The 25572-nt window shown below is 44.9% G+C and carries 23 protein-coding genes; 5 read left to right on the plus strand and 18 right to left on the minus strand.

Annotated features, from left to right (window positions below; all coding sequences use genetic code 11):
* Nucleotides 1-77: 77 nt before the first annotated feature.
* From pyrF to AB4167_RS01640, 11 genes are all read right to left on the minus strand, one after another.
* Nucleotides 78-773, minus strand: a complete 696-nt coding sequence (gene pyrF / locus AB4167_RS01590) for an orotidine-5'-phosphate decarboxylase (RefSeq protein ID WP_017060241.1) — start codon at nt 771-773, stop codon at nt 78-80.
* A gap of 124 nt (nt 774-897) precedes the next feature.
* Nucleotides 898-2073: a lipopolysaccharide assembly protein LapB gene (lapB, locus tag AB4167_RS01595; protein WP_017060240.1), complete on the minus strand. Its 1176-nt coding sequence runs from the start codon at nt 2071-2073 to the stop codon at nt 898-900.
* 12 nt (nt 2074-2085) lie between these two features.
* Nucleotides 2086-2358, minus strand: coding sequence for a LapA family protein (locus AB4167_RS01600; RefSeq protein ID WP_017060239.1), 273 nt, complete (start codon nt 2356-2358; stop codon nt 2086-2088).
* Nucleotides 2359-2487: 129 nt separating this feature from the next.
* The gene (ihfB, locus tag AB4167_RS01605) at nt 2488-2772 is read right to left on the minus strand and encodes an integration host factor subunit beta (RefSeq protein WP_010439923.1); all 285 of its coding nucleotides are present in this window, start codon (nt 2770-2772) and stop codon (nt 2488-2490) included.
* Between the two features lie 121 nt (nt 2773-2893).
* On the minus strand, nt 2894-4564 hold the full coding sequence (gene rpsA, locus AB4167_RS01610; protein ID WP_010439921.1) for a 30S ribosomal protein S1: 1671 nt from the start codon (nt 4562-4564) through the stop codon (nt 2894-2896).
* A gap of 106 nt (nt 4565-4670) precedes the next feature.
* The gene (gene cmk / locus AB4167_RS01615) at nt 4671-5351 is read right to left on the minus strand and encodes a (d)CMP kinase (RefSeq protein WP_017060237.1); all 681 of its coding nucleotides are present in this window, start codon (nt 5349-5351) and stop codon (nt 4671-4673) included.
* A gap of 292 nt (nt 5352-5643) precedes the next feature.
* Nucleotides 5644-6390 carry a 3-deoxy-manno-octulosonate cytidylyltransferase gene (gene kdsB, locus AB4167_RS01620; protein ID WP_372136024.1) on the minus strand — a complete coding sequence of 249 codons (747 nt, stop codon included), beginning with the start codon at nt 6388-6390 and terminating at the stop codon, nt 5644-5646.
* Nucleotides 6390-6569 carry a Trm112 family protein gene (locus tag AB4167_RS01625; protein ID WP_004736429.1) on the minus strand — a complete coding sequence of 60 codons (180 nt, stop codon included), beginning with the start codon at nt 6567-6569 and terminating at the stop codon, nt 6390-6392. The genes kdsB and AB4167_RS01625 overlap by 1 nt, the downstream gene beginning before the upstream one ends.
* Entirely contained in the window at nt 6550-7557 is a 1008-nt protein-coding gene (gene lpxK / locus AB4167_RS01630) for a tetraacyldisaccharide 4'-kinase (protein ID WP_372136043.1), read from the minus strand. The genes AB4167_RS01625 and lpxK overlap by 20 nt, the downstream gene beginning before the upstream one ends.
* A 13-nt stretch (nt 7558-7570) precedes the next feature.
* Complete coding sequence (gene msbA, locus AB4167_RS01635) at nt 7571-9319, minus strand: lipid A ABC transporter ATP-binding protein/permease MsbA (protein ID WP_017060234.1); 1749 nt, start codon at nt 9317-9319, stop codon at nt 7571-7573.
* 31 nt (nt 9320-9350) lie between these two features.
* Nucleotides 9351-11675, minus strand: a complete 2325-nt coding sequence (locus tag AB4167_RS01640) for a DNA internalization-related competence protein ComEC/Rec2 (RefSeq protein WP_372136025.1) — start codon at nt 11673-11675, stop codon at nt 9351-9353.
* A 17-nt stretch (nt 11676-11692) separates the two neighbouring features.
* On the opposite strand from AB4167_RS01640, the gene AB4167_RS01645 reads away from it, so the two are divergent.
* Complete coding sequence (locus AB4167_RS01645; RefSeq protein WP_017060232.1) at nt 11693-12205, plus strand: DUF2062 domain-containing protein; 513 nt, start codon at nt 11693-11695, stop codon at nt 12203-12205.
* Nucleotides 12206-12410: 205 nt separating this feature from the next.
* Here AB4167_RS01645 and lolE read toward each other — a convergent pair whose 3' ends face one another.
* Genes lolE through lolC form a run of 3 tightly spaced genes read right to left on the minus strand, consistent with a single transcriptional unit; the run spans nt 12411 to nt 15549 of the window.
* On the minus strand, nt 12411-13655 hold the full coding sequence (lolE, locus tag AB4167_RS01650) for a lipoprotein-releasing ABC transporter permease subunit LolE (protein WP_017060231.1): 1245 nt from the start codon (nt 13653-13655) through the stop codon (nt 12411-12413).
* Nucleotides 13656-14348: a lipoprotein-releasing ABC transporter ATP-binding protein LolD gene (gene lolD, locus AB4167_RS01655; protein ID WP_017060230.1), complete on the minus strand. Its 693-nt coding sequence runs from the start codon at nt 14346-14348 to the stop codon at nt 13656-13658.
* Nucleotides 14341-15549, minus strand: a complete 1209-nt coding sequence (gene lolC, locus AB4167_RS01660) for a lipoprotein-releasing ABC transporter permease subunit LolC (protein ID WP_372136026.1) — start codon at nt 15547-15549, stop codon at nt 14341-14343. The genes lolD and lolC overlap by 8 nt, the downstream gene beginning before the upstream one ends.
* Nucleotides 15550-15776: 227 nt before the next feature.
* On the opposite strand from lolC, the gene AB4167_RS01665 reads away from it, so the two are divergent.
* The 4 genes from AB4167_RS01665 to AB4167_RS01680 all read left to right on the plus strand — a co-directional run bounded on the left by AB4167_RS01665 (nt 15777) and on the right by AB4167_RS01680 (nt 21328).
* Complete coding sequence (locus tag AB4167_RS01665; protein ID WP_017065300.1) at nt 15777-16346, plus strand: hypothetical protein; 570 nt, start codon at nt 15777-15779, stop codon at nt 16344-16346.
* A gap of 6 nt (nt 16347-16352) precedes the next feature.
* The gene (gene mfd, locus AB4167_RS01670; protein ID WP_372136027.1) at nt 16353-19814 is read left to right on the plus strand and encodes a transcription-repair coupling factor; all 3462 of its coding nucleotides are present in this window, start codon (nt 16353-16355) and stop codon (nt 19812-19814) included.
* Nucleotides 19815-19877: 63 nt separating this feature from the next.
* A complete protein-coding gene (locus tag AB4167_RS01675) occupies nt 19878-20645 on the plus strand; it encodes a peptidoglycan binding protein CsiV (protein ID WP_017065298.1) in 768 nt (255 codons plus the stop codon).
* Between the two features lie 137 nt (nt 20646-20782).
* Nucleotides 20783-21328 carry a GNAT family N-acetyltransferase gene (locus AB4167_RS01680; RefSeq protein ID WP_372136028.1) on the plus strand — a complete coding sequence of 182 codons (546 nt, stop codon included), beginning with the start codon at nt 20783-20785 and terminating at the stop codon, nt 21326-21328.
* Nucleotides 21329-21439: 111 nt separating this feature from the next.
* Here AB4167_RS01680 and AB4167_RS01685 read toward each other — a convergent pair whose 3' ends face one another.
* The 4 genes from AB4167_RS01685 to lpoB all read right to left on the minus strand — a co-directional run bounded on the left by AB4167_RS01685 (nt 21440) and on the right by lpoB (nt 25540).
* A complete protein-coding gene (locus AB4167_RS01685; protein WP_009847154.1) occupies nt 21440-22729 on the minus strand; it encodes an NAD(P)/FAD-dependent oxidoreductase in 1290 nt (429 codons plus the stop codon).
* Between the two features lie 512 nt (nt 22730-23241).
* Complete coding sequence (gene ycfP, locus AB4167_RS01690; protein ID WP_009847155.1) at nt 23242-23781, minus strand: alpha/beta hydrolase YcfP; 540 nt, start codon at nt 23779-23781, stop codon at nt 23242-23244.
* Between the two features lie 108 nt (nt 23782-23889).
* Nucleotides 23890-24744: a phosphotransferase gene (locus AB4167_RS01695; protein WP_372136029.1), complete on the minus strand. Its 855-nt coding sequence runs from the start codon at nt 24742-24744 to the stop codon at nt 23890-23892.
* A 205-nt stretch (nt 24745-24949) separates the two neighbouring features.
* The gene (lpoB, locus tag AB4167_RS01700) at nt 24950-25540 is read right to left on the minus strand and encodes a penicillin-binding protein activator LpoB (protein WP_017107631.1); all 591 of its coding nucleotides are present in this window, start codon (nt 25538-25540) and stop codon (nt 24950-24952) included.
* Nucleotides 25541-25572 lie beyond the last annotated feature (32 nt).

Below are 25572 nucleotides of genomic sequence, written 5' to 3' on the forward strand. Positions count from 1 at the left end.
CGCCATGCTCGGCGCACAAAAATTAAGACCAGCAATTTGCTGGCCTTCTTTATTTATATCTCAATCCAAATATAGACTTAAGCAAGCGTACCGTTGATCTCTGCAAGTACAGCAGCAGGGTCTATCGCTTGCGTAATCGGACGACCAATAACAAGGTAGTCTGAACCTGATTCAATCGCTTTAGAAGGCGTCATGATGCGCTTCTGGTCACCAACATCTGCGCCGACAGGACGAATACCTGGAGTAACTAGCTTGAACTCTTGACCAAGTGCACCTTTAAGCAAAGAAGCCTCTTGTGCAGAACATACAACACCGTCTAAGCCAGAGTTTTTCGTTAGAGAAGCCAAGCGCATCACGTGTTGTTGTGGTTCAAGATCCAGACCGATACCCGCTAAGTCAGATTGCTCCATACTGGTGAGTACCGTTACACCGATTAACAGTGGACGATCTTTGCCATAAGGTTCTAAGATTTCGCGAGAAGCCGTCATCATACGCTCACCGCCACTTGCGTGTACGTTCACCATCCAAACACCCAGTTCAGCGGCAGCACGGACTGCTTTTGAACATGTGTTCGGGATGTCGTGGAATTTAAGGTCTAAAAATACTGAGAAACCACGCTTATGTAATTCACGAACAAATTCAGGGCCAAACAGGGTAAACATCTCTTTGCCCACTTTTAGGCGGCAAGATGCTGGGTCAATTCGATCGACAAAGGCTAACGCATCCGCTTGATTATCATAATCCAAGGCTACAATGATTTTTTGGTCGTTCATTTCATCTCCTAACGCAGTTAACTTTCTAAAAATTTCTAATCACCTAAGCAGGTGATAAATAACAGTCATAAAAATGCAGCCCGAAAGCTGCAATTAATAATTTGGTCTTAAAGTGACCACAAATCTATTCACCATCAAGCCCACGAATAGGCTTGATCGTCCCCCACCCTTTACATGAAGGGCAGTGCCAATACAAAGAGTGTGTCGAGAAACCACACTGACGACAACGGTAATGAGGCTTAACCTTAAGCTGTTCACCAACCATAGATTGAAGTGTGGTTAAGCTGTCTTTTGCTCGGCCTTCTTCTGCTTCCGCTAGGTGGTAATCGATTAATCGATAAAAACCTTTCATGGTTGGATTTTTAACAAGCTGCTTTGTCAGTAACTCTTGAGCAGAGCCTACATCTTCATGGTGAGCAACCAATTGCGCCAGCATCAGTTCGGCAGATACACCGGCTTTCTTCTGAATACACGCTTTGAGGAACTCGACCAATTGAGCTTCTTGTCCAAGCTTGTGGTAACACTCAGCAAGGGTTGGCAACACCTCACTGATAAAATCGATATCTTGTTCAAGTACCGATTCAAGACAATCAATTGTCTTTTGGTAATCTTCGTTCGCTAAGTGGAACTTCCCTAGTGCGATACTTGCGCGAACACATTTAGGGTCTTCAGAAAGCGCCTTCTTAAAATGCTGAAGCGCTTTAGAACGATTACCATCGGCTTGTTCTTGCATTGCAAGCTCACACCAGAAATGCGCGACTGTGGCACGCATCTTCATTTTTTTCTTGCCGAGCTTAACTAAGATATTTCCGTAATGGATAGCCTTGTTCCACTCACGGGTCTGCTGATAAATAGCCACCAACTGCTGTAAAGCGCCCTCTTTATGGTCAGGTTCTTCTACAAGTTGTTCAAAGATTTTTTCAGCGCGATCAAGGAAGCCAGAGACCATGTAGTCTTTAGCTAATTGTTGCAGTGCGAGATTTTTCTGATCGAGGGTAAGCCCCGAACGAGAGATGAGATTTTGGTGAATACGAATAGCGCGGTCGACTTCGCCTCTTGAGCGGAACAAGTTGCCCAAAGCCAAGTGAGTATCGATGGTTTCATTGTCTACTTGAAGCAGTTCAATAAAGTGATCAACCGCTTTGTCAGATTGATCTGACAGTAATAGGTTCAAACCCGTCACGTATTGACGGGAGATCTGGTGTGATTGCTTTTGTTTTTCTTGCTGAGCGTTACGATTACCCATATACCAGCCATAAGCGGCTGCGATGGGCAAAAGTAAGAACAGTAACTCTAACATCAAATATAGCCTTTAAGCTTTAGTATCAGCAGGGACCTGCTTTGATTGCTTATTGAGTTGCTTCTTCAAGCGATGAATTTTTAGCTGAGACCGCATGTGCATATTACCAAAGACTAACCAAGCAAGGGCGAAGCCTGAAACGAATACAACACCTAATAAACTTGATAGGTGGAAGTCACCTTGCGCTAGCAGATAGTTAAAGTTCACCGTCGTTTGGTTTTGAGAGCCTAAAGCCAGTGCAATTAGGAAAAGTGCGATAACGGCGACTATTTTTATAATTTTCATAGTTCATCACTCATTGGTTAGTTAGCTGTACGATTATGCAGGAAAATTACTAATCAGACCACCATATTATGGTCATAAAAAAGCGGCATACATTATAGTATGCCGCTTTTCTTAATTCCGATAAGTAGGCTACAGTCCTGAGTTTACTCGCTCACGTAGCTCTTTACCTGGTTTAAAGTGAGGAACGTATTTACCTTCCAACTCAACCTTGTCACCAGTTTTAGGATTACGTCCAACACGAGGTTCACGGTAATGCAGAGAAAAACTGCCAAAGCCGCGAATTTCGATTCGATCACCACTTTCTAGTGTTGAAGCCATGTGCTCTAAAATGTCTTTTACAGCGTCTTCAATTTCTTTTGCAGAAAGATGCGTTTGCTCAGCGCATAGTCTTTCAATCAATTCAGACTTAGTCATAGTTACCCTCGTTGGTTTTCTTTTTAGAAATTATAGACCTATCGGAAAAATAAGCAAAAAAAAAGGAGCCTTACGGCTCCTTTCTTGGCTAGATAGCTATAATTCTCTTAATGAGAAGCTATTATTCGCCTTTAGCAGCTTTGAATGCGTCTGCCATTGCGTTACCGAACGCGCCTTCTTCAGACTTGTTCAGTGAAGCCATTGCTTCTTGCTCATCAGCTTCATCTTTAGCTTTGATAGATAGGTTGATTACGCGGTTCTTACGGTCTACACCAGTGAACTTCGCTTCAACGCTGTCGCCAACGCTTAGGATTAGAGATGCATCTTCGATACGGTCGCGAGAAACTTCAGAAGCGCGGATGTAACCTTCAACGCCTTCGATTAGCTCGATAGTAGCGCCTTTCGCGTCAACTGCAGTAACAGTACCGTTTACAAGAACACCTTTCTTGTTGTCAGCAACGTATGCGTTGAACGGGTCGTTTTCCATTTGCTTAACGCCAAGAGAAATACGCTCACGCTCTGCATCTACTGCTAGAACAACAGCAGAGATTTCGTCGCCTTTCTTGTATTCACGTACAGCTTCTTCGCCTGCAGCGTTCCAAGAAATGTCAGATAGGTGTACTAGACCGTCGATACCGCCTTCTAGACCGATGAAGATACCAAAGTCAGTGATAGACTTGATCTTACCAGTAACTTTGTCGCCCTTAGCTTGCATTTCTGCAAATGACTGCCATGGGTTAGCTTTACACTGTTTCAGACCTAGAGAGATACGACGACGCTCTTCGTCGATATCAAGAACCATAACCTCAACTTCGTCGCCAACATTAACAACTTTAGAAGGGTGGATGTTCTTGTTAGTCCAATCCATTTCAGAAACGTGTACTAGACCTTCAACGCCTTCTTCGATTTCAACGAAGCAGCCGTAGTCAGTTAGGTTTGTAACACGACCAGAAAGCTTGTGACCTTCTGGGTAACGCTTAGCGATTGCTACCCATGGATCTTCGCCTAGTTGCTTAAGACCTAGTGAAACACGAGTGCGCTCACGATCGAACTTAAGAACTTTAACTAGGATTTCGTCACCAACGTTAACGATCTCTGATGGGTGCTTAACGCGCTTCCAAGCCATATCTGTGATATGTAGAAGACCGTCAACACCGCCAAGGTCAACGAATGCACCGTAGTCAGTAAGGTTCTTAACGATACCTTTAACTTCAGTACCTTCTTGTAGAGTTTCAAGAAGTTCGTCACGCTCAACACTGTTTTCAGATTCGATAACAGCACGACGAGAAACAACAACGTTGTTACGCTTCTGGTCTAGCTTGATTACTTTGAACTCTAGCTCTTTGTTTTCTAGGTGAGCAGTGTCACGGATAGGACGTACGTCTACTAGAGAACCAGGAAGGAAAGCACGGATACCGTTAAGTTCAACAGTGAAACCGCCTTTAACTTTACCGTTGATGATACCAACAACAGTTTCAGCTTCTTCGCAAGCTTTCTCAAGTACGATCCAAGCTTCGTGACGCTTAGCTTTCTCACGAGAAAGTTGAGTTTCACCGAAACCATCTTCAACAGCGTCTAGAGCTACGTCTACTTCAGCACCAACTTCAACTTCAAGTTCGCCAGCAGCGTTCTTGAATTGTTCAGCAGGGATAGCAGATTCAGACTTAAGACCAGCGTCTACAAGAACGAAACCGTTCTCGATAGCTACTACAGTACCTTTAACGATGCTGCCTTGTTGGAATTCAGTTTCAGATAGAAACTCTTCAAAGAGTTGAGCAAAAGATTCAGTCATTATTTAATCTTCAATAATTAAACGTCCATGGGTATCCTACCGCATGGGGTTGATAAATTCGCCGGTCATCATCCTTGCGACCAACGTTCGTACTAGCTCGGCGAAATTACCCAGCCAGTTTCGATTCAATATAGTGTAGTGCTTTTTCTACTACCTGCTCAATATTCATTGAGGTGGAATCAAGCACTAGAGCATCCTCTGCAGGGCGAAGTGGCGCCACTGGGCGATTACGATCTCGGTCGTCTCGCTCTTGGATCTCGCTCAAAAGGTCGTCAAATTTAACATCTAACCCCTTCTGTTGCAACTGTTTAAGGCGGCGACTCGCACGCTCTTCAGCACTTGCATCTAAAAATATTTTCGCTTCAGCTTCAGGAAACACAACCGTTCCCATGTCACGACCATCTGCAACCAAACCAGGCGCAGCGCTGAATGCACGTTGACGACGAAGCAGTGCTTCGCGAACGCGAGGTAAAGCAGCAACTTTTGAAGCCGCCATGCCTGTCTCTTCTTTACGAAGTTCACCAGACACATCTTCACCTTCTAGGATAACCTTAACTAAGTCGCCTTCAGCAATAAACTGCACGTCTAAGTGTGTAGCAAGCGGTACTAAAGCATCCTCTGATTCAGTATCCACACCATGGTGAATTGCCGCTAAAGCCAATACGCGATAGATCGCGCCTGAGTCTAGAAGATGAAAGCCTAGCTTATCTGCTAGCAACATACACAGGGTACCTTTACCTGCACCACTTGGTCCATCAACCGTAATCACTGGGCTTTGAGAAGGCATCTTTTACTCCACGTTTTGTCGTAAGTTTTATTCTGTACTAGCGATTCGCCACTACTTTATAGGCGGCATATTATAGAGAAAAATTGGAACTCGAGCGAGGTAAATCTCAGATAATTCCGTGTTGATGATGCATAAACCAATGCAACTATCCCAATATCCGTTTGCTTAGGTCAATAAGACACACACGCGCTTTTCGATAGCGCACTTTTCGGTAGATAGAAAAAAGCCTCGCAATAAGCAAGGCTCATGATTTTTCATTTTGTAGAGCAAAGAAGAACTCGCTCAAAGAAGCTTAGCCAATAATAGCTCGAACCGCTTCTAGGTCTTCAGGCGTATCAACACCAGCAGCCGGTGCTTCCGCCGCAACGTCTACGTGGATTTTTTCACCGTACCAAAGTACTCGTAATTGCTCTAGGCACTCAATACGTTCAAGAGTGCTTGGTTCCCAATTAATGTAGGTATTGATAAAACCCGCTCGGTAAGCATAGATACCAATATGACGAAGCAAAGGAGATTCCGCTGCAGTACCGTTGTTCGCGTAAGCATCGCGATCCCAAGGGATGGTTGCTCGGCTAAAATACAAGGCGTAACCGTCTTTATCGGTTACAACTTTAACGGCATTAGGGTTAAACACTTCATCAGCATGAGTAATTTCCACACCTAACGTTGCCATCGGGGCTGTACTGTTAGCAAGATTGTTGGCAACCTGATTAATGATTGAAGGTGGGGTAAGTGGCTCATCACCTTGAACATTCACGATAATATGATCATCAGGAATATTCATAACTTCAATCACTTCAGCTAGGCGTTCAGTGCCCGATTCGTGATTCGGTGATGTCATACAAACGGTCGCGCCAAATGCTTTAGCCGCTTTTTCAACTCGAGCGTCGTCGGTAGCGATAATAACGTTATCGGCACCCGCTTTCATTGACTGTTCGTATACCCATTGAATCATCGGCTTTCCACCAATGTCAGCAAGTGGCTTCCCTGGTAAACGGCTCGATTGGTATCTTGCAGGTATAACAACCGTATAAGACATTACTTACCCTCATCCATAGAAACGGTGCGAGCTTCAGGTTCTAAAAGAACAGGAATACCCTCTTTAATTGGGTAAGCAAGGCGATCAATTTTACAAACAAGCTCTTGCTTATCCTTGTCAAAAGTTAGTTTACCTTTACATACAGGGCAAGCAACGATCTCAAGTAGACGGTGATCCATAGTATTCCATAACCTCTTTTATTCTTTTTAAAATTTGCTGTTGCGAATCTTCATCAAACTGCGCAGAAACTGGAAGATACCACCAGTTATCTTGCGCATATTCTTCGCATTTTACAGCGTCTTTTTCTGTCATAATCAGATTCATACCTTTATTAGCTAAGGCATGAAGTTCATCTTTATCAAAATCTTGATGGTCGGCGAAGCCCTGTGTGAAAACCACATCACCATCAAGATCTTCCAATGTTTTAAAAAAGCGCGGTGGGTGGCCAATACCGGCAAAAGCAACCAGCTTCTGTAATTCTGCCACAGACCTTTTCTGACCAGTCTTTAGGTTAACCGCTTGGCTTGGAAGCAAAGACATCGAGAACTCTCGCCCATGCGCTTTACCGCCATTGTTAACCAAAAAGTCGACTTCATCTAAACGAGATACAGGCTCTCTTAACGGGCCTAAAGGAATTAGGCATTCGCTACCAAAGCGTCTTGCGCCGTCGATAACTGCAAATTCAATGTCGCGTTCAAGCGCGTAATGCTGAAGGCCATCGTCAGTGATAATCACATCAACGCCTTTGCTCAGCAATGCTTTCACTGCGTTAGCTCGCACAGGGTCGACTGCGACTGGCGCACCAGTTCGCTTACGAATCAAGCGAGGTTCATCACCCGAATGCTCAGCTGGGGTATTTTCATCCAACACCAACGGATAGCTTGGTGCTTTTGCACCGTAGCCACGAGATATGACTCCGGGTTTAAAGCCGTGAGCCTGAAGCATTTCTACTAACCAAATCACAACCGGGGTTTTACCATTTCCACCAGCGGTAATATTGCCCACAACAATAACAGGTAAAGGCGGGCGGTAGGTCTCTTTCTTCCCAGAGAGGTAAGCGTCACGACGTTGACCACTAATCAATTTGAACAGCAGACTCAGTGGCCACAATAGCGGCCAGAGAAGATATTTCAACGGGTGATTGTTAAACCAAATCTTTTCGATCACAACAAAACCTAATTTATCCGCTGAACTGAATTCGGTGTAATTGTGCATAAGCACCATCATGCGCGATTAGCTCAGCATGTGCGCCCCTTTCTACAATATGACCATCATCAACCACTAGAATCTCATCAGCTTGCTCGATCGTAGAGAGTCGGTGTGCGATAACTAATACTGTTTTGTCTTTCTGCAGTTCTTCTAGTGCAGATTGAATCGCTCTCTCTGACTCAGTATCCAGTGCAGACGTCGCCTCATCAAGAATCAGCACAGGCGCATCTCTTAATAAAGCACGTGCAATCGCAATACGTTGTCTTTGACCACCAGAAAGGCTTGCGCCATTTTCACCAACAACGGTATCGATGCCATTTTCCATGCCTTCGATAAACTCACTTGCATGAGCAAGCTTAGCCGCGTATTCGATCTGTTCACGTGAATACTGTTCTTCTGCTGCGTAAGCGATGTTGTTAGCCACCGTATCGTTAAACAGATGTACATTTTGAGAAACGAGCGCAAAGTGCTCACGCAGATTTCTCAATTCGTAATCACGAATGTCGTGGCCATCAAGCTCAATTGAACCAGAGTCTACGTCATAAAAACGAGTGAATAGGTTAGCAATGGTACTCTTACCCGAGCCAGATCGCCCAACAAGCGCAACCGTTTTACCTTTCGGTATATTGAAGCTGATCTTATCAAGTGCTGGTTTCTCTGCACCGTCATAAGTAAACGTGACATCTTTAACAGCCACTTCACCCATTACAGTTTCAGGTTTCAACGTCCCTTTGTTTTGCTCGGTATCTAGATCCATCAAGCCAAATAGAGTCGTACTCGCAGCCATACCACGTTGGAATTCAGACGTTACGTTAGTTAACGCCTTTAGCGGACGTAATAGACCAAACATTGCAGAGAACACAACGGTAAACGTACCAGCAGTAAGCTCGGCTTTAATAGAATCGACACTAGCAAGGAATAGAACAACAACAATCGCAACTGATGCGATCATTTGAATAATCGGGTTAGCGGCCGCTTGAGCAGTGATTAACTTCATGCTTTGTTGGCGCATTTGGTTACTAACTTTATCAAAGCGGTGTTTTTCTAGATCTTGACCACCGTAAGTTAGAACCACTTTATGCCCTTTCAGCATTTGTTCAGCTGAAGAAGCAACGTGACCCATGCTAGTTTGCATGTTCTTAGAGATCTTTCTGAATCGCTTCGATACGATACTGATCGCCCACGCAACCAAAGGCGCTACAGCAAATAACACCAAAGATAACTGCCAACTATTCCAGAACATCAGCGTCAACAAGCCTATAATACTTGCACCTTCACGGACAATACTGACTAACGCTTTACTGGTTGCTGCAGACACTTGCTCTGAATCGTAAGTAATTCGAGATAGCAATGCGCCTGTCTGTTCTTTATCGAAGAAAGAAACAGGCATGTGCATGAAATGGCTGAAAATCTTACGACGAATTTCCATCACCACATTGCCAGAGACCCAACTCAAGCAATAGGTTGAAACAAAGCCACTGACGCCACGAACGAACATCATGGCAAAGATAATAAGTGGAAGTGTACGTAAAAAGTCAGATTCAGCATTGCCAAAGCCTTCATCAAGTAACGGCTTTAGTAAGGAAATCATATAGGTATCAGAAACGGCATTTATAATAAGCGCAATTACCGCAACACCTAGGCCGGCCTTATATAGTCGAATATAAGTCCAAAGTCTTTTAAATGTGACCCAGGTAGTTTCATCTGTTTGTGTTGACATAGAATCGCTTAATTTTCTCACAATAATCTATCTATTCTACTCCCTTACGAAGCATCTGCCTATACCACTGCCCGCCTTGTTGTTCTCTAATCGCATGATATTGCCAACCTTCCTTGCTAAGAGTGATGGTTATTTGTCCGCTTTCTCCAGTATCAAGCCAAGTACTCCCCGCTTCCTGATAGCGTCTAATAACAGACTCACTCGGCATTCCCCACTGGTTGCCTTTAGCAAGAGAAGCTATCGCTAGCTGTGGAGACACCGCCTCAATAAACGACTTAATCGATGACGAATCGCTACCATGATGCGGAACCAACATGACATCACTCCTTAGCTGTTCTCCTTCACGAGCAAGTAACCACTCACTTACCAGTTCAATATCACCAGTGAGCAACATTGAGAAATCAGCACTATGATCTGATATCTTGACCACACACGAATGTGGGTTATACGCCCTCTTCACTTGCTTAGGCGGCCACAACACTTCAAAAACAACATCTTGCCAGTTCCAAACTTCTCCAATAGTACATGTTTGAATATTAGACGCGGCTTGAGTGGTAGATTGGCGTTCTTGAATAATGTTCTGACTGGTTCGTATCCAATTGGGCATATAGTTCTCAAGTAACGCCGGATAACCACCAGCATGGTCAGAATCGAAATGACTCACAATCACACCTTCTAATTCATAAATCCCTCTCTGGTTTAAAGTAGGAACCAACAAGGACTCAACGACCGAGCCTCCTGGCCACGCATTACCAAGATCATAAACAACAATCTGATTGTTCTTTTCCAAGACCAAGGACAACCCATGCCCAACATCCAAGACATCAATAGTTAGCTTGTCTTGCTGAGGTTTACCGAACTCCCACCACAACACGAACACTGCCGTTATCAATATCGATAATGTTCGCTTGAAATACCGACTAACAAAGCTCAAGAACAAGATAAGGAATACTGATAATTCAATCGTCTGGTTATCGACTTGGATCCAAAATCGCTCAGAGAAAGGAAGACTAAATACGAGAGGCTCAAGCGATAAGTCGACCAACTTCCACAGCTGACTGACCAAATCATTGTCTAGCGCTGTTATACCAACCACGCCAGACACTGACTCCGATATTAAGCTTAGAAACATTGCCAGAAACAACAGCGGGATCGTCACCATCGATACCCAAGGCAAAAGGAACAAGTTGTAGAAAACAGAAACTAAACTGACTCCTTTGAAAAACAACATCGAGAAAGGCGCAATCAGGAATGTCAGCATCAGTTGAAGCTTAATAGGTTGGAGTACGCGGTCGATAAGTGTAGAAGCTGAGCGCTGAGTATTTAACGCGATATAGAGAACAGCGCCCAATGCACCAAAGGACAGCCAAAAGCTGCTCGACAAGGCTGAAAACGGCCAAATCAGCAGAACCACGCATAGACTTAAAGCGACATACCGAAGCAAACTGATATTTTGCCCACGCCACAAGAAATAACTCGCGATGACACACATCACTAAGGCTCTCAAAGTTGGCAGCGTGAATCCAGCAAGCCAACTGTAGAAATACGCCAAGCCGAGCCCGAATATTGTAGGTAACCAAAGAAATGAAGGGGAAAGTAGCCTGAATATCTTGCCAATTTGATAGCCTATACCAAAGGCAATCCCGATATGCAGCCCCGAAATAGCCATCAAATGAATCAAGCCACTGCTTTTAAGCAAATCCCACCGCTGAGGCGGAATAAGGTCTCGATATCCAAAACTCAAAGCCATAATGAGGTCTTGATTTGCCAGCAGACTTAACCTTTCAAGGCTGGTTTCAAACCATCGGGATCGCAAGTTGGCGCTAGAGTGAATTCGATATTTGGTCTCTGCTCTGTAAGTTGCATTGGCAACCACGCCAGCACTAAACAAGTACTTTTCTAGGTCAAAGCCGGCTTCATTGAGTTTGCCCCATATCGGCTTTATTGACGCCGATAAATAGACATCATCCCCAAGCGTTAGCTTAAAAGGAGTAAACAAACGCAATTTTATCAATTGAGGAAAGATTAATTTTTCGCCGCCAATTGATCTGACTACTATTACGCTTTCAAAACCGTGGCTATTTTCACTAAAAAGGCTAACAACCGACGCATTTATGGTAGTATTCTGCCCTGATTGGAATAAGCGACTCGTTTGTATTTCAATCGCATTCCCTAGGCAGATAACTAGTATCAATGCTGTTACTGGACCTCTTGCACTCCGGAAAACGCTATACTTTGTTGGTGCTAGCAGTAACAACAGCATCAATGGTGCCCAAACCCAATGTGGCATCACAGGCCAGAAGCTGGCAGACACAACTGTCGCAGCAAATGAAATCAAGAACCAAGTGTTAAACAAGAGAGTAGCTTCCTCCTATGCCAAGAAAGTTTATCAAACGATTTATGCCTGACCATGATCTAATCAAGCGTCAGAAAGCATTGAAAGTTTTTGGCAATGTTTTGTACAACCCCAACTTATGGTGCCTTAATCGTCGCTCTGCGGCTGGCGCGTTTGCTGTTGGGTTATTCATGGCGTTTGTCCCTCTACCAAGTCAAATGATTATGTCTGCAGGCCTTGCTGTCGCATGTGGCGTTAACCTGCCTTTAGCTGTCGCACTTGTTTGGATCAGTAACCCGGTTACCATGCCTGTTCTCTTCTACTTTGCTTATAAAGTCGGGGCGTTTGTTATGCATGTGCCACCGCAAGCCTTCCATTTCGAATTGTCTTGGGACTTCATCTTGGCGCAAATGAGCACTATAGGGCCTCCGTTCTTATTGGGTTGTCTGATTTGTGGCGTGGTTTCAGCAATGATTGGCTACTTTGGTATTCGCGGTTTATGGCGCTACTCAGTAGTAAGAAGTTGGAAGAAGCGACAAGCAAGGCACTGAACGCCATTTCTTGTTATTCAATCTAACCTTGTATGCGCTTCACTTAAAACGTACACAAGTTAAAATCGGATGAGCTACTTACCTCTGCAAGATTGGCATGTAACGAAAGTCGTAAAGAACACGAATTGAATTCAATAAAAAAGGATCCCACTGGGATCCTTTTTTGTATCGACTGAAAACTGACGGCCTGTTATTTAGGCGAATGCTATTTAGAACTCAGCACTGAGGCTGGATTCAACTTCGCCGCGCGTGATGCTGGGTACCATGTCGCCAGTAAACTCAGCACAATCGCAGTGCCGGAAACCACAACAACATCCGTCATATCAAGTTGTGATGGCAAGAAGTCGACAAAATAGATATCACCGGACAAGAACTGGTGATCGACCAACTTTTCAAGTCCTTTGATTAGTGTCGTGAGATTAAGAGCGACTAGCACACCTATTGCACTGCCCACTAAACTGCCTAACACGCCTGAGAATACGCCCTGCCAAACAAAGATGCGCTTCACAAGGCCGTCTGATGCACCCATGGTTCTTAAAATCGCGATCTCTGATGCTCTGTCTTTTACTGCCATCATTAGCGTCGAGACAATATTGAAACAAGCCACACCAATAACCAGTACCATCACCAGATACATGATGGTACGAACGAGTTGGATATCTCGATACAAGAAACCAAACTTCTGCTGCCAGCTTCGTAGATACACATACACATCAAGCTGATTGCCCACTTCACGCACAATAGAGTTCGCGTTCAGCACATCGGTCACTTTTAAAGAGACTCCAGTTACCGCCTCACCTAAGTTAGCGTAGACCTGAGCATCACCAATCGGAATCAGAGCCAAGCTGTGGTCAATCTGGCCATTAAGCGTCAGCAAGCCAACCACTTTCACTCGAACACGCTTTGGCGCCTGAACCTTCACAGAACCGTTTACCGCTGGAATCATCAAAGTCAGATAATCACCGACTTTCGCACCCAGCACATTCGCTACACCAGAACCTAAGATGATTTGTTGTTGCCCTGCTTTAAACTCACTCCAAGCTTGCTTATCGATAAAACTCGACAGGCTCGATACTTGTTGCTCAAGTTGTGGGTCAACGCCGCGAACTTCAATTGCTTTGAGTTCTTTGCCCTTTTCAGCAAGCGCTGTAATTTTTACATAAGGCGCAGCAGCAACGACTTTATCGTGCTTAACCGACTCCTCAATCACGTGCTCCCAACGAGTCACAGGCTCATTCACGCCTTCAAATTCACCATGAGGAATGACAGAAAGTACTCGTGATTGAAGCTCTCGCTCAAAGCCATTCATCGCAGATAAGCCGATAATGATCACCGCGACACCAACCGCAATACCAATGGTCGAAGACAATGAGATGAACGACACCATCTTGTCTCGTTGTTTCGCACGGCTAAATCGGCCGCCTATCAATAGAGATAAAGAGGAAAACACTTAGCTCTCCTCTTTTTCTACGTTGACCAGTAAACCATCTTGCATGTGAAGTTGGCGATCCATCTTACCGGCAAGTTCACCATCGTGAGTCACGACCAAAAAGGCAGTATCGTATTCACGGTTCAGTTCACGCATTAAGTCGTAAATAGACAGTGCGGTGTTATGGTCAAGGTTACCGGTTGGTTCATCCGCCAACACTAGCGCAGGCTTATTCACCAATGCACGAGCAATCGCCACACGTTGCCTCTCGCCACCAGAAAGCTCTGAAGGTCGGTGGTCCACGCGGTGACTCAATCCAACTTTGTCCAACAAACGTTGTGCTTCTTGCTTTGCTTTAGCGGGCTTTTCGCCGCCAATCAATAACGGCATCGCCACGTTTTCTAAAGCTGAAAAGTCAGATAGAAGATGATGGAACTGATACACAAAGCCAAGATGCTGGTTGCGAAGCTTCGCCTGCTTATTCGAACTCAAAGATGCTAAATCTTGACCAAGAAAACTCACACTGCCCGCAGAAGCATCGTCTAATGCGCCTAAGATATGCAGTAAGGTACTTTTGCCCGAGCCAGAGGTACCGATGATTGCTACTAGCTCACCCTTTTCGATGTCAAAGCTGACTCCCTTGAGCACCTCAGTATCTAACGAGCCTTCACGGTACGTTTTACGGATATCATTACATTGAAGAAAATTACTCATAACGAAGGGCCTCAGCAGGTTTCACAGACGATGCACGATAAGAAGGGAATACAGTGGCAATCAGGCTAAGTGCAATAGCCAGAGCCACAACAACAGCGATTTGAATTGGGTTAATCAAAATTGGTAACTGACCACCAAACGAGAATAGAGCAACACCCATCGCCTCTAAAATAGTATTAAGGTTCATCGCTAGAGCAACGCCTAACACACCACCAGAGAGCGCACCAATCACGCCACTACTTGCGCCTTGAACCATGAAGATCCCCATGACTTGACCATCGGTCATGCCTTGGGTCTTAAGAATCGCGACTTCAGACTGCTTCTCCATCACCACCATGATAAGTGCTGAGATAATATTGAAAGCAGCAACACCGATGATAAGCCCAAGCATTAAACCCATCATGTTTTTCTCCATACGAACGGCTTGGAATAGCTCACCTCGTTGGTCTCGCCAGTCGCTCCACAACCAACCTTCCGGTAATGGCTGAGTTGATAACTCTGCGACTTCAAACGGGTCTTCAAAAAATAGTCGCCAGCCTGAAATAGTGTCTGATTTATAACGCATCAAACGCCCAGCGTCTTGGATGTCTGTCACCATCAGTTGAGCGTCGATATCAGAACCTGTATTGAAAATACCGGCAACGGTGAAATTTCGTTGGCTTGGAATACGACCTAATGGGGTGTATTGGCTAGCGCTGGTCACCATCAAGCGAACTTTGTCACCCATAGATACCTTCAAATTTCTCGCCAAAGTATGACCGAGGAACAACTGATATTGACCCGCTTTAAGTGAAGACAATCTGCCCGCAATCAAGTGGTTCTGAAGAGGGTCATCTGAATTGGGTTCAATGCCAATTAACAAACCCGCAGATAATTGAGCCGGACTCTGAATCACTGCCTCACTGCGGACAATCGGTTCAACGTGACCATTAAGCGAGATTTGCTCTGCAAAATTAGGCGCTTGGGCAAAAAGAGAAGTGGTGCCACCTTGCTCATAAACCACCGCTTGAGGAAGAACTCCAAGAATTCGGTCTTTTAACTGCGCTTCGAATCCATTCATTACCGATAAAACAGCAACCAAAGACAGCACACCAATGGTGATACCTGCCGTCGACATATAAGAAACAAAACGGCTAAAGCGATCACCTGAACGGCCTTTCAAATAGCGTAGGCCAACAAACAACGAAATAGGATGAAACATACTTTGAACCATCTAAAGGGGATGCGGGTTAATGTAACGGGTATTGCTGTTACTGTGTAGGGGTTAATTGAAAATATAGAGTGAATTAACTCAATTAGTTAGGCTTGAAAAACAGAACCTTGTCAAATTGCCAAATTTCAAACAACTATTTGAGACTTTCAATTAACTGACCTTGATTACTGCGGCCACATAGCGATAATCAATAGATCACTTCAAGGAACTAACGCATGACAGAACAAGAGTTTTTCACCGTTCACCATAGCCTTACCGCTAATATTGAACCAATGGACAGCGGCTTCACTTTACCCTCTCAAATTCAATTCGAATCTGAGATCCCAGCACCATTTGTGGTGGCAAGTGAATTTAGCCAATTGGATCTGTTAGCTGACAGCGCTCGAGCGGAACTGAAAAACAGCGACTTGAAGAATGTCACCAGTTTATTGGATGCACAAAACTCAAAATTAAACCTCTTGTTGAGCTTTATGTTATCGCAGCAAGATGATGAGAAATTTCGCACTCACACCTATTCATTTGGTGCGAGTCAGTTTTCCTGCTTTTCAAAAGCAGACATCGAACCGGGTCGCTTAGTAAAAGCCAAACTTTTTCTAGAGCACCCAGCTGCAGCCATTTATTGCTACGCAGAAGTATTTGCTAGCGAGGCGAAAGACTCAGGTTTCGAAATCAAATTTAAATACGCTCATCTTCGCGATACCGACCAAGACCTGCTAATTAAAGCGGCACTTTATCAACAACAGAAACTCTTGCGTCAACGCTCTCTAGACCGAGATAACAAGTAAATTAACATGACCAAAAAATCCATATTTACACTACCTAAACTTAAAGGTGCCGGTGACAAAAAGCACATCGGTAACCTAGTCGGTTCGTCTCTCGCTCTTGCCATTGCCAAACTCGCAGAGCAACACAACAGCCATACCGTCTTGGCTGTACCCGACCCACAAGTGGCGCTTAAGCTTCAATCTGAAATTGAACAGTTTACGGCACATGAAGTCGCATTATTCCCTGACTGGGAAACGCTGCCATACGATAGCTTCTCGCCGCACCAAGAGATCATCTCAGATCGTATCGCACGCCTTTACGCACTGCCAACATTAAAAGATGGCATCACGATCGTTCCGATCAGCACGTTATTGCAACGCCAGTCACCGCGAGACTTTTTGCTACAACACACGTTAATGGTGAAAACGGGCGATCTCTACTCGCTTGAGAAACTGCGCCTACAGCTTGAAAAGTCAGGCTATCGTTACGTTGATCAAGTGTTTGGCCCCGGTGAATACGCAAGTCGTGGTTCTATTCTCGATCTGTTCCCAATGGGCAGTAAAGACCCGTATCGAATCGATTTTTTCGATGACGAAATCGACACTATTCGTACTTTCGATCCTGAAAACCAGCGTTCTATCGAAGACATCTCTGAGATCCGCCTGCTGCCTGCTCACGAATTCCCAACCTCGGAAACAGCGATTGAAGATTTCCGTATTCGTTGGCGCCAACAGTTTGATGCGCGCCGCGAACCAGAATCGGTTTATATGCAGGTTTCTAAGGGTACTTGGCCTGCTGGTATCGAGTACTGGCAACCGCTGTTCTTCGATCACACAGAAACCTTGTTTGATTACGTTGCCGATGAAGCGCAACTGCTGATTCTAGGTGATGTCGAGACTGCAGTAGACTCATTCCTAACGGACGTTGCTCATCGATACGAACAGCGCGGTGTTGACCCATTACGGCCACTGCTGACGCCTGAACAACTGTGGTTGAAGAAAGACGAGCTGTTCGCTCACTTCAAACAGAAGCCACAAGTTAACCTGAGCTTAGATTCAATTGAAGAGAAAGCTGGACGTACCAACCTTCCGGTTGTGTCTCTTCCTGATCTCAGTGTTCAGCATCAGAATAAAGAGCCACTCGCAAACCTAAGAAAGTTCACTGAAGCCTTCGAAGGCAAAGTCGTCTTTTCAGTTGAGTCAGAAGGTCGTCGTGAAGCGCTGAGTGAACTGCTTCGTGGTATTAAAGTACGACCAAGCGAAGTTGAAAACCTCGATGCCTCAATTAAAGGCAAAGACAAGTTCAGCCTCATCCTTGGCTCTGCTGAACACGGTTTTATCCATGAAGAGCAAAACATCGCCCTTATCTGTGAAAGCGACCTGTTGGGTGATCGCGTTGTTCAGCGCCGTAAGAAAGACAAAAAAAGTGTTAACAGCGACACTGTCATTCGTCACTTAGCCGAACTTAAACCAGGTCAACCTGTAGTGCACATTGACCACGGTATTGGTCGCTACATCGGCTTGCAGACACTCGAAGCCGGTGGCATGAAAACCGAATACGTGACACTTGAGTACCAAAACGATGCCAAGCTGTACGTGCCCGTTGCGTCTTTGAACCTTATTGGACGTTACTCTGGTGGCGCCGAAGAGTCTGCACCGCTACACAAACTAGGTGGTGAGGCGTGGCAAAAAGCGCGTAAGCGTGCCGCTGAAAAAGTACGTGACGTTGCTGCAGAGCTGCTGGATGTTTACGCCAAGCGTGAGCTTAAACCTGGCTATAAATTTGTTTTAGATCGCGGGCAATACGCAACCTTCAAATCTGGCTTCCCATTTGAAGAAACCGATGACCAAGCGATGGCAATCAATGCGGTGATGTCTGACATGTGCCAAGCAAAAGCCATGGACCGCTTAGTGTGTGGTGATGTTGGTTTTGGTAAAACAGAAGTCGCAATGCGCGCAGCATTCGTTTGTACGGATAACAGTAAACAAGTGGCGGTGTTAGTTCCTACTACCCTACTTGCTCAGCAACACTTCGAGAACTTCCGTGACCGTTTCGCCAACTTGCCGATTCGTGTTGAGGTTCTATCCCGATTCAAATCAGCTAAAGAGCAGAAGTTGATCATGCAAGATGTCGCCGACGGTAAGGTCGATATCTTAGTGGGTACTCACAAGCTACTTTCGAGTGATATTAAGTTTAAAGACCTTGGCTTGCTGGTTGTCGATGAAGAACACCGATTTGGTGTGCGTCAGAAAGAGAAAGTGAAAGCGATGCGTGCGGATGTCGATATTCTAACGCTTACTGCGACACCGATCCCGCGAACGCTGAACATGGCAATGAGTGGCATGCGTGACCTTTCGATCATCGCTACACCACCCGCACGACGCTTGGCAATTAAAACCTTCGTTCGCGAGAGTGATGATGCCATCGTCAGAGAAGCGGTGCTGCGTGAAATCATGCGTGGTGGCCAGGTTTACTTCCTACACAACCAAGTCGACACGATTGAGAAAACAGCAGAGTCATTGCAAAAGCTGATTCCAGAGGCGCGCGTGACTGTAGCTCATGGCCAGATGCGAGAGCGCGAACTGGAACGCATCATGAATGACTTCTACCACCAGCGCTTCAACTTACTGGTGTGTACAACCATCATTGAAACCGGTATCGACGTACCAACGGCAAATACCATCTTGATGGACAGAGCCGATAACCTTGGTTTAGCACAGCTGCACCAATTACGTGGTCGTGTAGGTCGTTCGCACCACCAAGCTTATGCTTACTTGTTAACGCCACACCCTAAAGCAATGACCAAAGATGCGATCAAGCGATTGGATGCGATAGCTTCGCTCGAAGACTTGGGCGCAGGCTTTACCCTAGCAACTCACGATTTAGAGATTCGTGGTGCGGGTGAGCTGTTGGGTGATGAACAGAGTGGTCAAATCCAGTCGGTTGGTTTCACCTTGTACATGGAGATGCTTGAACAAGCGGTTGAAGCGTTGAAAGAAGGTCGAGAGCCTTCGCTTGATGATCTATTGCGTGAACAAACTGAAATTGAGATGCGTCTGCCTGCACTATTGCCAGACGACTATATTCCAGACATCAACACGCGTTTATCAACATACAAACGTATTGCGAGTGTGAGTGACACCGACGAATTGGCAGAGTTGAAAGTCGAGCTGATTGATCGCTTCGGCCTTCTGCCTGATGCAACCAAGAACTTGTTATCAGTTTCTGAGCTAAAATTAGCCGCAGCGTCTATCAAAGCGAAGAAAATTGAAGCCCACGATAAGGGTGGATTCTTAGAATTCTACCCGGATGCTGACATAAACCCGACCTACCTTGTTAAACTGTTGCAATCTCAACCGCAAAAGTTTTCAATGGAAGGACCAACAAAGTTCAAGTTTACGATACCATTGGTCGACAGACGGAAGCGAATTCAATTTGTTAGTGATTTATTGGGCGAATTCAGACAAAACTTGCTGCCTTCAGCATAAGACCCAATCCACTTGCACATATAAATTATCCAGCCGGTAGTTCGGCTGGAAGACGGAGTAAAAATGAAAAGACTGATCCCACTGCTACTATTGTTCGTCTCACTGCCAAGTTTGGCGCAGAGACAATTTGATATAGAAGTGATCATTTTTAAGCGCGCTGTTGATGCAGAGAAGGTGAACGAATCTTGGCCAAATACACAGCCTAAGATTTCACTTGAACGCGTTGGTTCATTTCAAGATACCCAATACCGAGCAAAGAAAGGCGTTCAAATGCTACCTTACTCGGAATACAAGTTAACGCCTCAGAAAGACAAGCTACGTAAACACGCTGGCTTTGAAGTTCTGATGCATACCGCTTGGCGTCAAGGCGACCAAGGTAAGAGCTCGGCACCTGTTTTCCATATTCAAGCAGGTAAAGATTTCTCTAAACAGTTTAATGCTGATGGCTCTGAAAAAGGCGCAATCACTGCAGGTAGCGCTGATGGGTTCCAAGAAGAGACCATTGATAAGCCACTCTACGAATTAGACGGCAAGCTGCAAATCTACGTTCAGCACTACCTATACGCTGAAACGACATTAGATTTAAAAGCGCCAAGCGTTCGTGAAGTGACTCTACAAGAGCAACAAATTGAGCTAGATTCACCAGTAAGTGGCGCAGAAAGCAACGTCCAGGTGGGCAATCTAACTGAAATTTCTCCGACGGTTGAAGTCCAAGAGTTCCTTAAGAGCTACCGCATGGACCAAAAACGTCGTATGCGCAGTACAGAAACTCATTACCTTGACCACCCACTTCTTGGAATGGTGATTCAAGTTAGACGTGTAGCGCAGTAAATTACTTGCCGATTCGGCTATAATTATATAAATAATTCAATCCGCCCTCCTAGTGAGGGCGTTTTATTAAGTGCTATCTATCTTTATTCTGTACTGACTCTCTTTGCTCAGTACTTACACGTTACTTGGTACGCTCTATGAGCCCTGAATTTCAGATCAACACACAAAATCTTAGCCTTAAAATCATTGAGGCCTCAGATGCTCAAGAATTTTCTCAGCTGGTTAAGTCCTCCCCTAGCTTGCTGCCATGGGTCGACTGGCGTCATAAAGAGTTTTCTATCGTCGAGGCCGAGAAATTTATTCTGGCAACTCGCCTGAACTGGGTGAAAGCCGATGCGTTTGGCTTTGGCATCTTTGAACGAAAAAGCGATAAGTTAGTCGGTATGGTTGCCATTAATGAGCTTTACCACACCTTTAATATGGCGAGTTTAGGTTATTGGGTCGGTGATGACTTTCAAAGGAGAGGGATCGCCAAAGAAGCGATGTTCGCCCTATTTGAATTTTGTTTCGCGCAACTCAAGTTAACGCGTTTGGAGATTGTCTGCGATACCGAGAACCTACCCAGCCAAAAGTTGATCGAGAAGTGTGGCGCTGAGCGAGAAACCATTGCCCAGAATCGATTTCTGTTTAACGGTAAGCCGAAAGATGGCGTGGTTTATTCTGTGCTACCTCCAACGTCTTAACAGCAGAAATGAGTTCAACACCTGCGATAATCCATAATCGACACGATCAAAAAAGAGCTCCGAAGAGCTCTTTTTTATTATCAGCGTAATGCTCTGAGAAAGCTTACCTGATTAGTGAAGCTTTAGGTTTGGACGAAGTACACGGTTAATACGACCAACCAGCATCATCAGTGATGTTTTGATTAAGCCGTGAAGCGCCATCTGGTGCATGCGGTACAAAGAGATGTAAACCACACGAGCAATACGACCTTCGACCATCATCGAGCCTTTCGTCAGGTTACCCATCAAACTACCTACCGTAGAGAAACGGCTAAGTGAAACTAGCGAGCCTTTGTCTTTGTAGATGTAGTCTTTCAGGTCACGACCGTTCAACTTAGCAATGATGTTGCTGAATGCACAGCTTGCCATTTGGTGAGCCGCTTGTGCACGTGGCGGAACGAATGAACCGTCTGCTTGTGTACATTGCGCCAAGTCACCGATTGCAAAGATGTTGTCATCCAGTGTTGTTTGCAGCGTGTTCTTCACAACCAACTGGTTGATACGGTTGGTTTCAAGACCACCGATATCTTTCATGAAATCTGGTGCTTTGATACCTGCTGCCCATACCATGATTTGAGCTGGGATCTTGTCACCATCTTTGGTTGTTAGGCCGTCAGAATCCGCCTGAGTCACCATCGTATTCGTACGAACGTTCACACCAAGCTTGGTTAGCTCAGAGTGTGCTGCACTTGAAATACGAGGAGGTAGAGCTGGAAGAATACGCTCACCCGCTTCAACTAGGTTTACGTTCAGCTTGCTTGAATCTAGGTCGCCGAAGCCGTAAGTACGAAGTTCTTTAACGGCGTTGTGTAGCTCTGCAGAAAGCTCTACACCAGTTGCACCAGCACCAACAATCGCGATGTCTACCGTGCCTTGACCGTTCTTAGCGTGAAGCTTTAAGAACTGATTGTTCATTTCTGTACGGAAACGGTGTGCTTGCTCTGGGCTATCAAGGAAAATACAGTTGTCACGAACGCCTGGAGTGTTGAAGTCGTTTGACGTTGAGCCTAGCGCCATCACTAGAATATCGTATTCAAGTTCACGGCTTGGCATCAGCAGTTCACCGTGCTCGTCTGTAAGCTCGCTTAGTGCAATCACTTTACGCTCACGATCGATGTCGTTCAGGCTGCCCATTTGGAAATCGAAGTAATGGTTTTTTGCGTGCGCACGGTAGCTTAATGCATCAACACCTTCATCCAGTGAGCCCGTTGCTACTTCATGAAGTAATGGTTTCCATAGGTGGCTTGCTTTACGGTCTACCAGAGTAATCTGGGCACGTTTCTTACGACCTAAAGTGCGGCCTAGCTTAGTTGCTAGTTCTAAACCACCAGCACCGCCGCCTACTACGATAATTTTTGTCACAATGACAATCCTCTACAAAATGAATAAATGGGGTTCGGCTCGATTACTCCAACCGATAAATTCTATGTATCTACTCGGCCTTGAATGCGAAGGCTGTTACAAATTGGGTTACCGCGAAAAAGAATAACGACAGCTCACCGAGTAGTTAGAGGGGTTACAAACAACAAATAATGGTTTGTTGCTTTGCTCACGTGGATATAAAAGGTGACTACCTGAGAGGCAGAACACAAATTATGGGCAAGTTTTTTCACTCGCTCTCAATTTTTTTTGATATTTGTCAAAATATTTTGCTTGGGAACATTATATATAGCAAAAAGATGACCGCAACAAAAAAATCCTTACCCTCAATGAGGATTCGCGACTAATTAGTTAACGTTTGCGCAAACTGATCTATAAATGCACAAACCGACCGATAAAACATATACAACTACTTTATCAATACCAGTCTCTAAGATTCAGATGTGAAAAAGCAGCACTCATTGAGCACTGCTTTTATAAAACATCTGGATTGATTAAGCGTTTTTGAACGCTTTCATTGCTTGAAGATGTTGAGAGATCTTTTTGAATTTATGACTCTCTTTCTCATCCCAGATTACATCATAGTAATCTTCTAGCGCGGCAGCTGTTTTGGTATTGTCGTGAATTTCATCTTCACGAGAAAGCACCACTAAACAGCGTCCTTTGTTTTTCATACGGTACTGAGCAACACATTTAGTTGCGATGTCTTCGTACTCTTCTGGACGGTCAATTCGACCTACCATGTTGTTCTCAGGGTGCAGATTAGGGTTGAACACCACCTGCTTAATCCCACATAAGAAACCAATACGCTCAGACCAAAAACCACCTAAACCTACACCACAAATAATGGGATGCGGATCATCGGATTGCTCTATCACCTTATGCACTTCTTTTAGCAGATGCTGCATATCGTGTTTTGGATGCAAAGTACTGTAGTTGATGAAACGAACGTCATCATCAATGAATTGCAACTGCAGTATTTTTTCGTGATTGCCCGGGCTAGTTGAGTCGAAGCCATGTAGATAAATAATCATTAGTACCTCCTTGTTGAATATTGGTACGTTTTAATTAATCTAACATGAAAAATAAGGTTTTAAAGGGAACACGAACGAAATTATATTTTTCACTTCCTAAACGTGATCCTAGCTACATAAAGTGTTACTCAGCGCCTCTGCTTCACGCAGATAACTTTCATCGCCCCAGAGCTGATGAGCAAGTAAATACCATAGCATCGCCATCATCTGGCTTCTTGGTAACCATGCTTCTACCCCATCGAGCCAAGGCTGAACATCATGGATGCCTCGCAGCTGACAGTACTTGTTAACGGCTTCAGCAACCGGTAACCCTGCAACAGCAATGGTCAGCGTAAGATCAAGTCTAGGGTCTGCTAATGCTGCATATTCCCAATCAATAATCTTAATCCCATCGCTATTTCTCACTAGGTTATAACCACCTAAATCAAAATGGCACAAAGACAGGTCAACATTTGGGATACTTGGAGCCACGCGCCACTCTTGATAAATCTTGGTGCAGGTTTCAGTCTTATGAATCGCATCAAGTTGGAGCCAGTAATGATCGACTCGCGCTGTGAAACTGAACGGTTGGAGTGGTAATCGCGCGGTATTAACCAAATGCACCGAGATCAGAGTCTTCAACAAATCATCAAGCTCTAAGCCTTCGTAAAGCGTCTCACCCGCAATCCATTCAACCAATAAGCCTTGCTCATTGACCACTATTGGACTTGGTCCAATACCTAGACGCTCAATTGCGGAAAGCACTTGATACTCTTCATGACGAGAGATAAAGAAGGCTTTGGTGATGGGAGTGATTGGACGCCAAACATACGCAGTGCCATCGGCTAACACCAACTTCCAACATCGATTAGTCAACCCGCCGGTCAGCGTTTGAGCTCTAACAGGTGGCTCAGAAAAGTAACCATCAAGCGAACTCAAACTGGTATCAAGAAGCTTAGCCTCAGACCAAGAAAAAATTGCCATATTTACTCCCTATAAACGTCTTAACTGCCCTATAAACGTCTTCATTTCCCCACAAAAAAGACACTGACCAAAAGCCAGTGTCTCTTCATAAACAGCACATCATGCACTGCATTGGCGTGTGACCAAGCTCTGTGTGGCCAAGCTATGCGCTGCCAAGACTAGACGCTGTCAAAACTGGCTGCGTTTAGTTGGCAAGTAAGCGAAATTAAAGGCCTAGTAGGCTCTTAGATTGTTGCTTACGGATTTCAGTCTCGTCAGCCCATTCAATCAAGCCAGACTCAAGATCCATTAGACGCATCGTCATTTTGTAGTAAACGTCTTCGTCGCTACCGTCTTTCTTAACGATGCTTGATAGGTTGCCGTACAGCATGTACTGAGCACCAACCATTTTACCGAATTGAATCGCTGAACTTTGGTTTACAAGCTCATCGTTGTTTTGGAAGTTCAATTGGTCACGAACAGACTCTACACGGTCCATATCAACGAAACGGAACTTACCAGAGTTCAGCATCTTAGTACTGATAGTGTCAGTGATTGACTCAGTATCGATGTGCTCACTTGTTTTGTTCTTGATTCGCTCTACAAACACGATTGGACGCTGTTCACGAGTAATGTAAGACACAGAACCAGACGCCATCATGCTATCGACCATTTCACCCGCAATCGTTTGAAGGTCAGTTGAACCGAAATCGATTGTCGTGGTTTCTACTGCTTGTGCATCACCGTAGCTTACCTTGTTTGAACAACCGCCTAAAATAACCGCTAAACCTAGTAGCGCAATGACACTCTTTTTCATTTTGTTTCCTCAACTTATCACTGAGCGGGGTT

Origin of the sequence: Vibrio sp. 10N.286.49.E11 (assembly GCF_041469505.1) — a bacterium.
Taxonomy (GTDB): Bacteria; Pseudomonadota; Gammaproteobacteria; order Enterobacterales; family Vibrionaceae; genus Vibrio; species Vibrio crassostreae_C.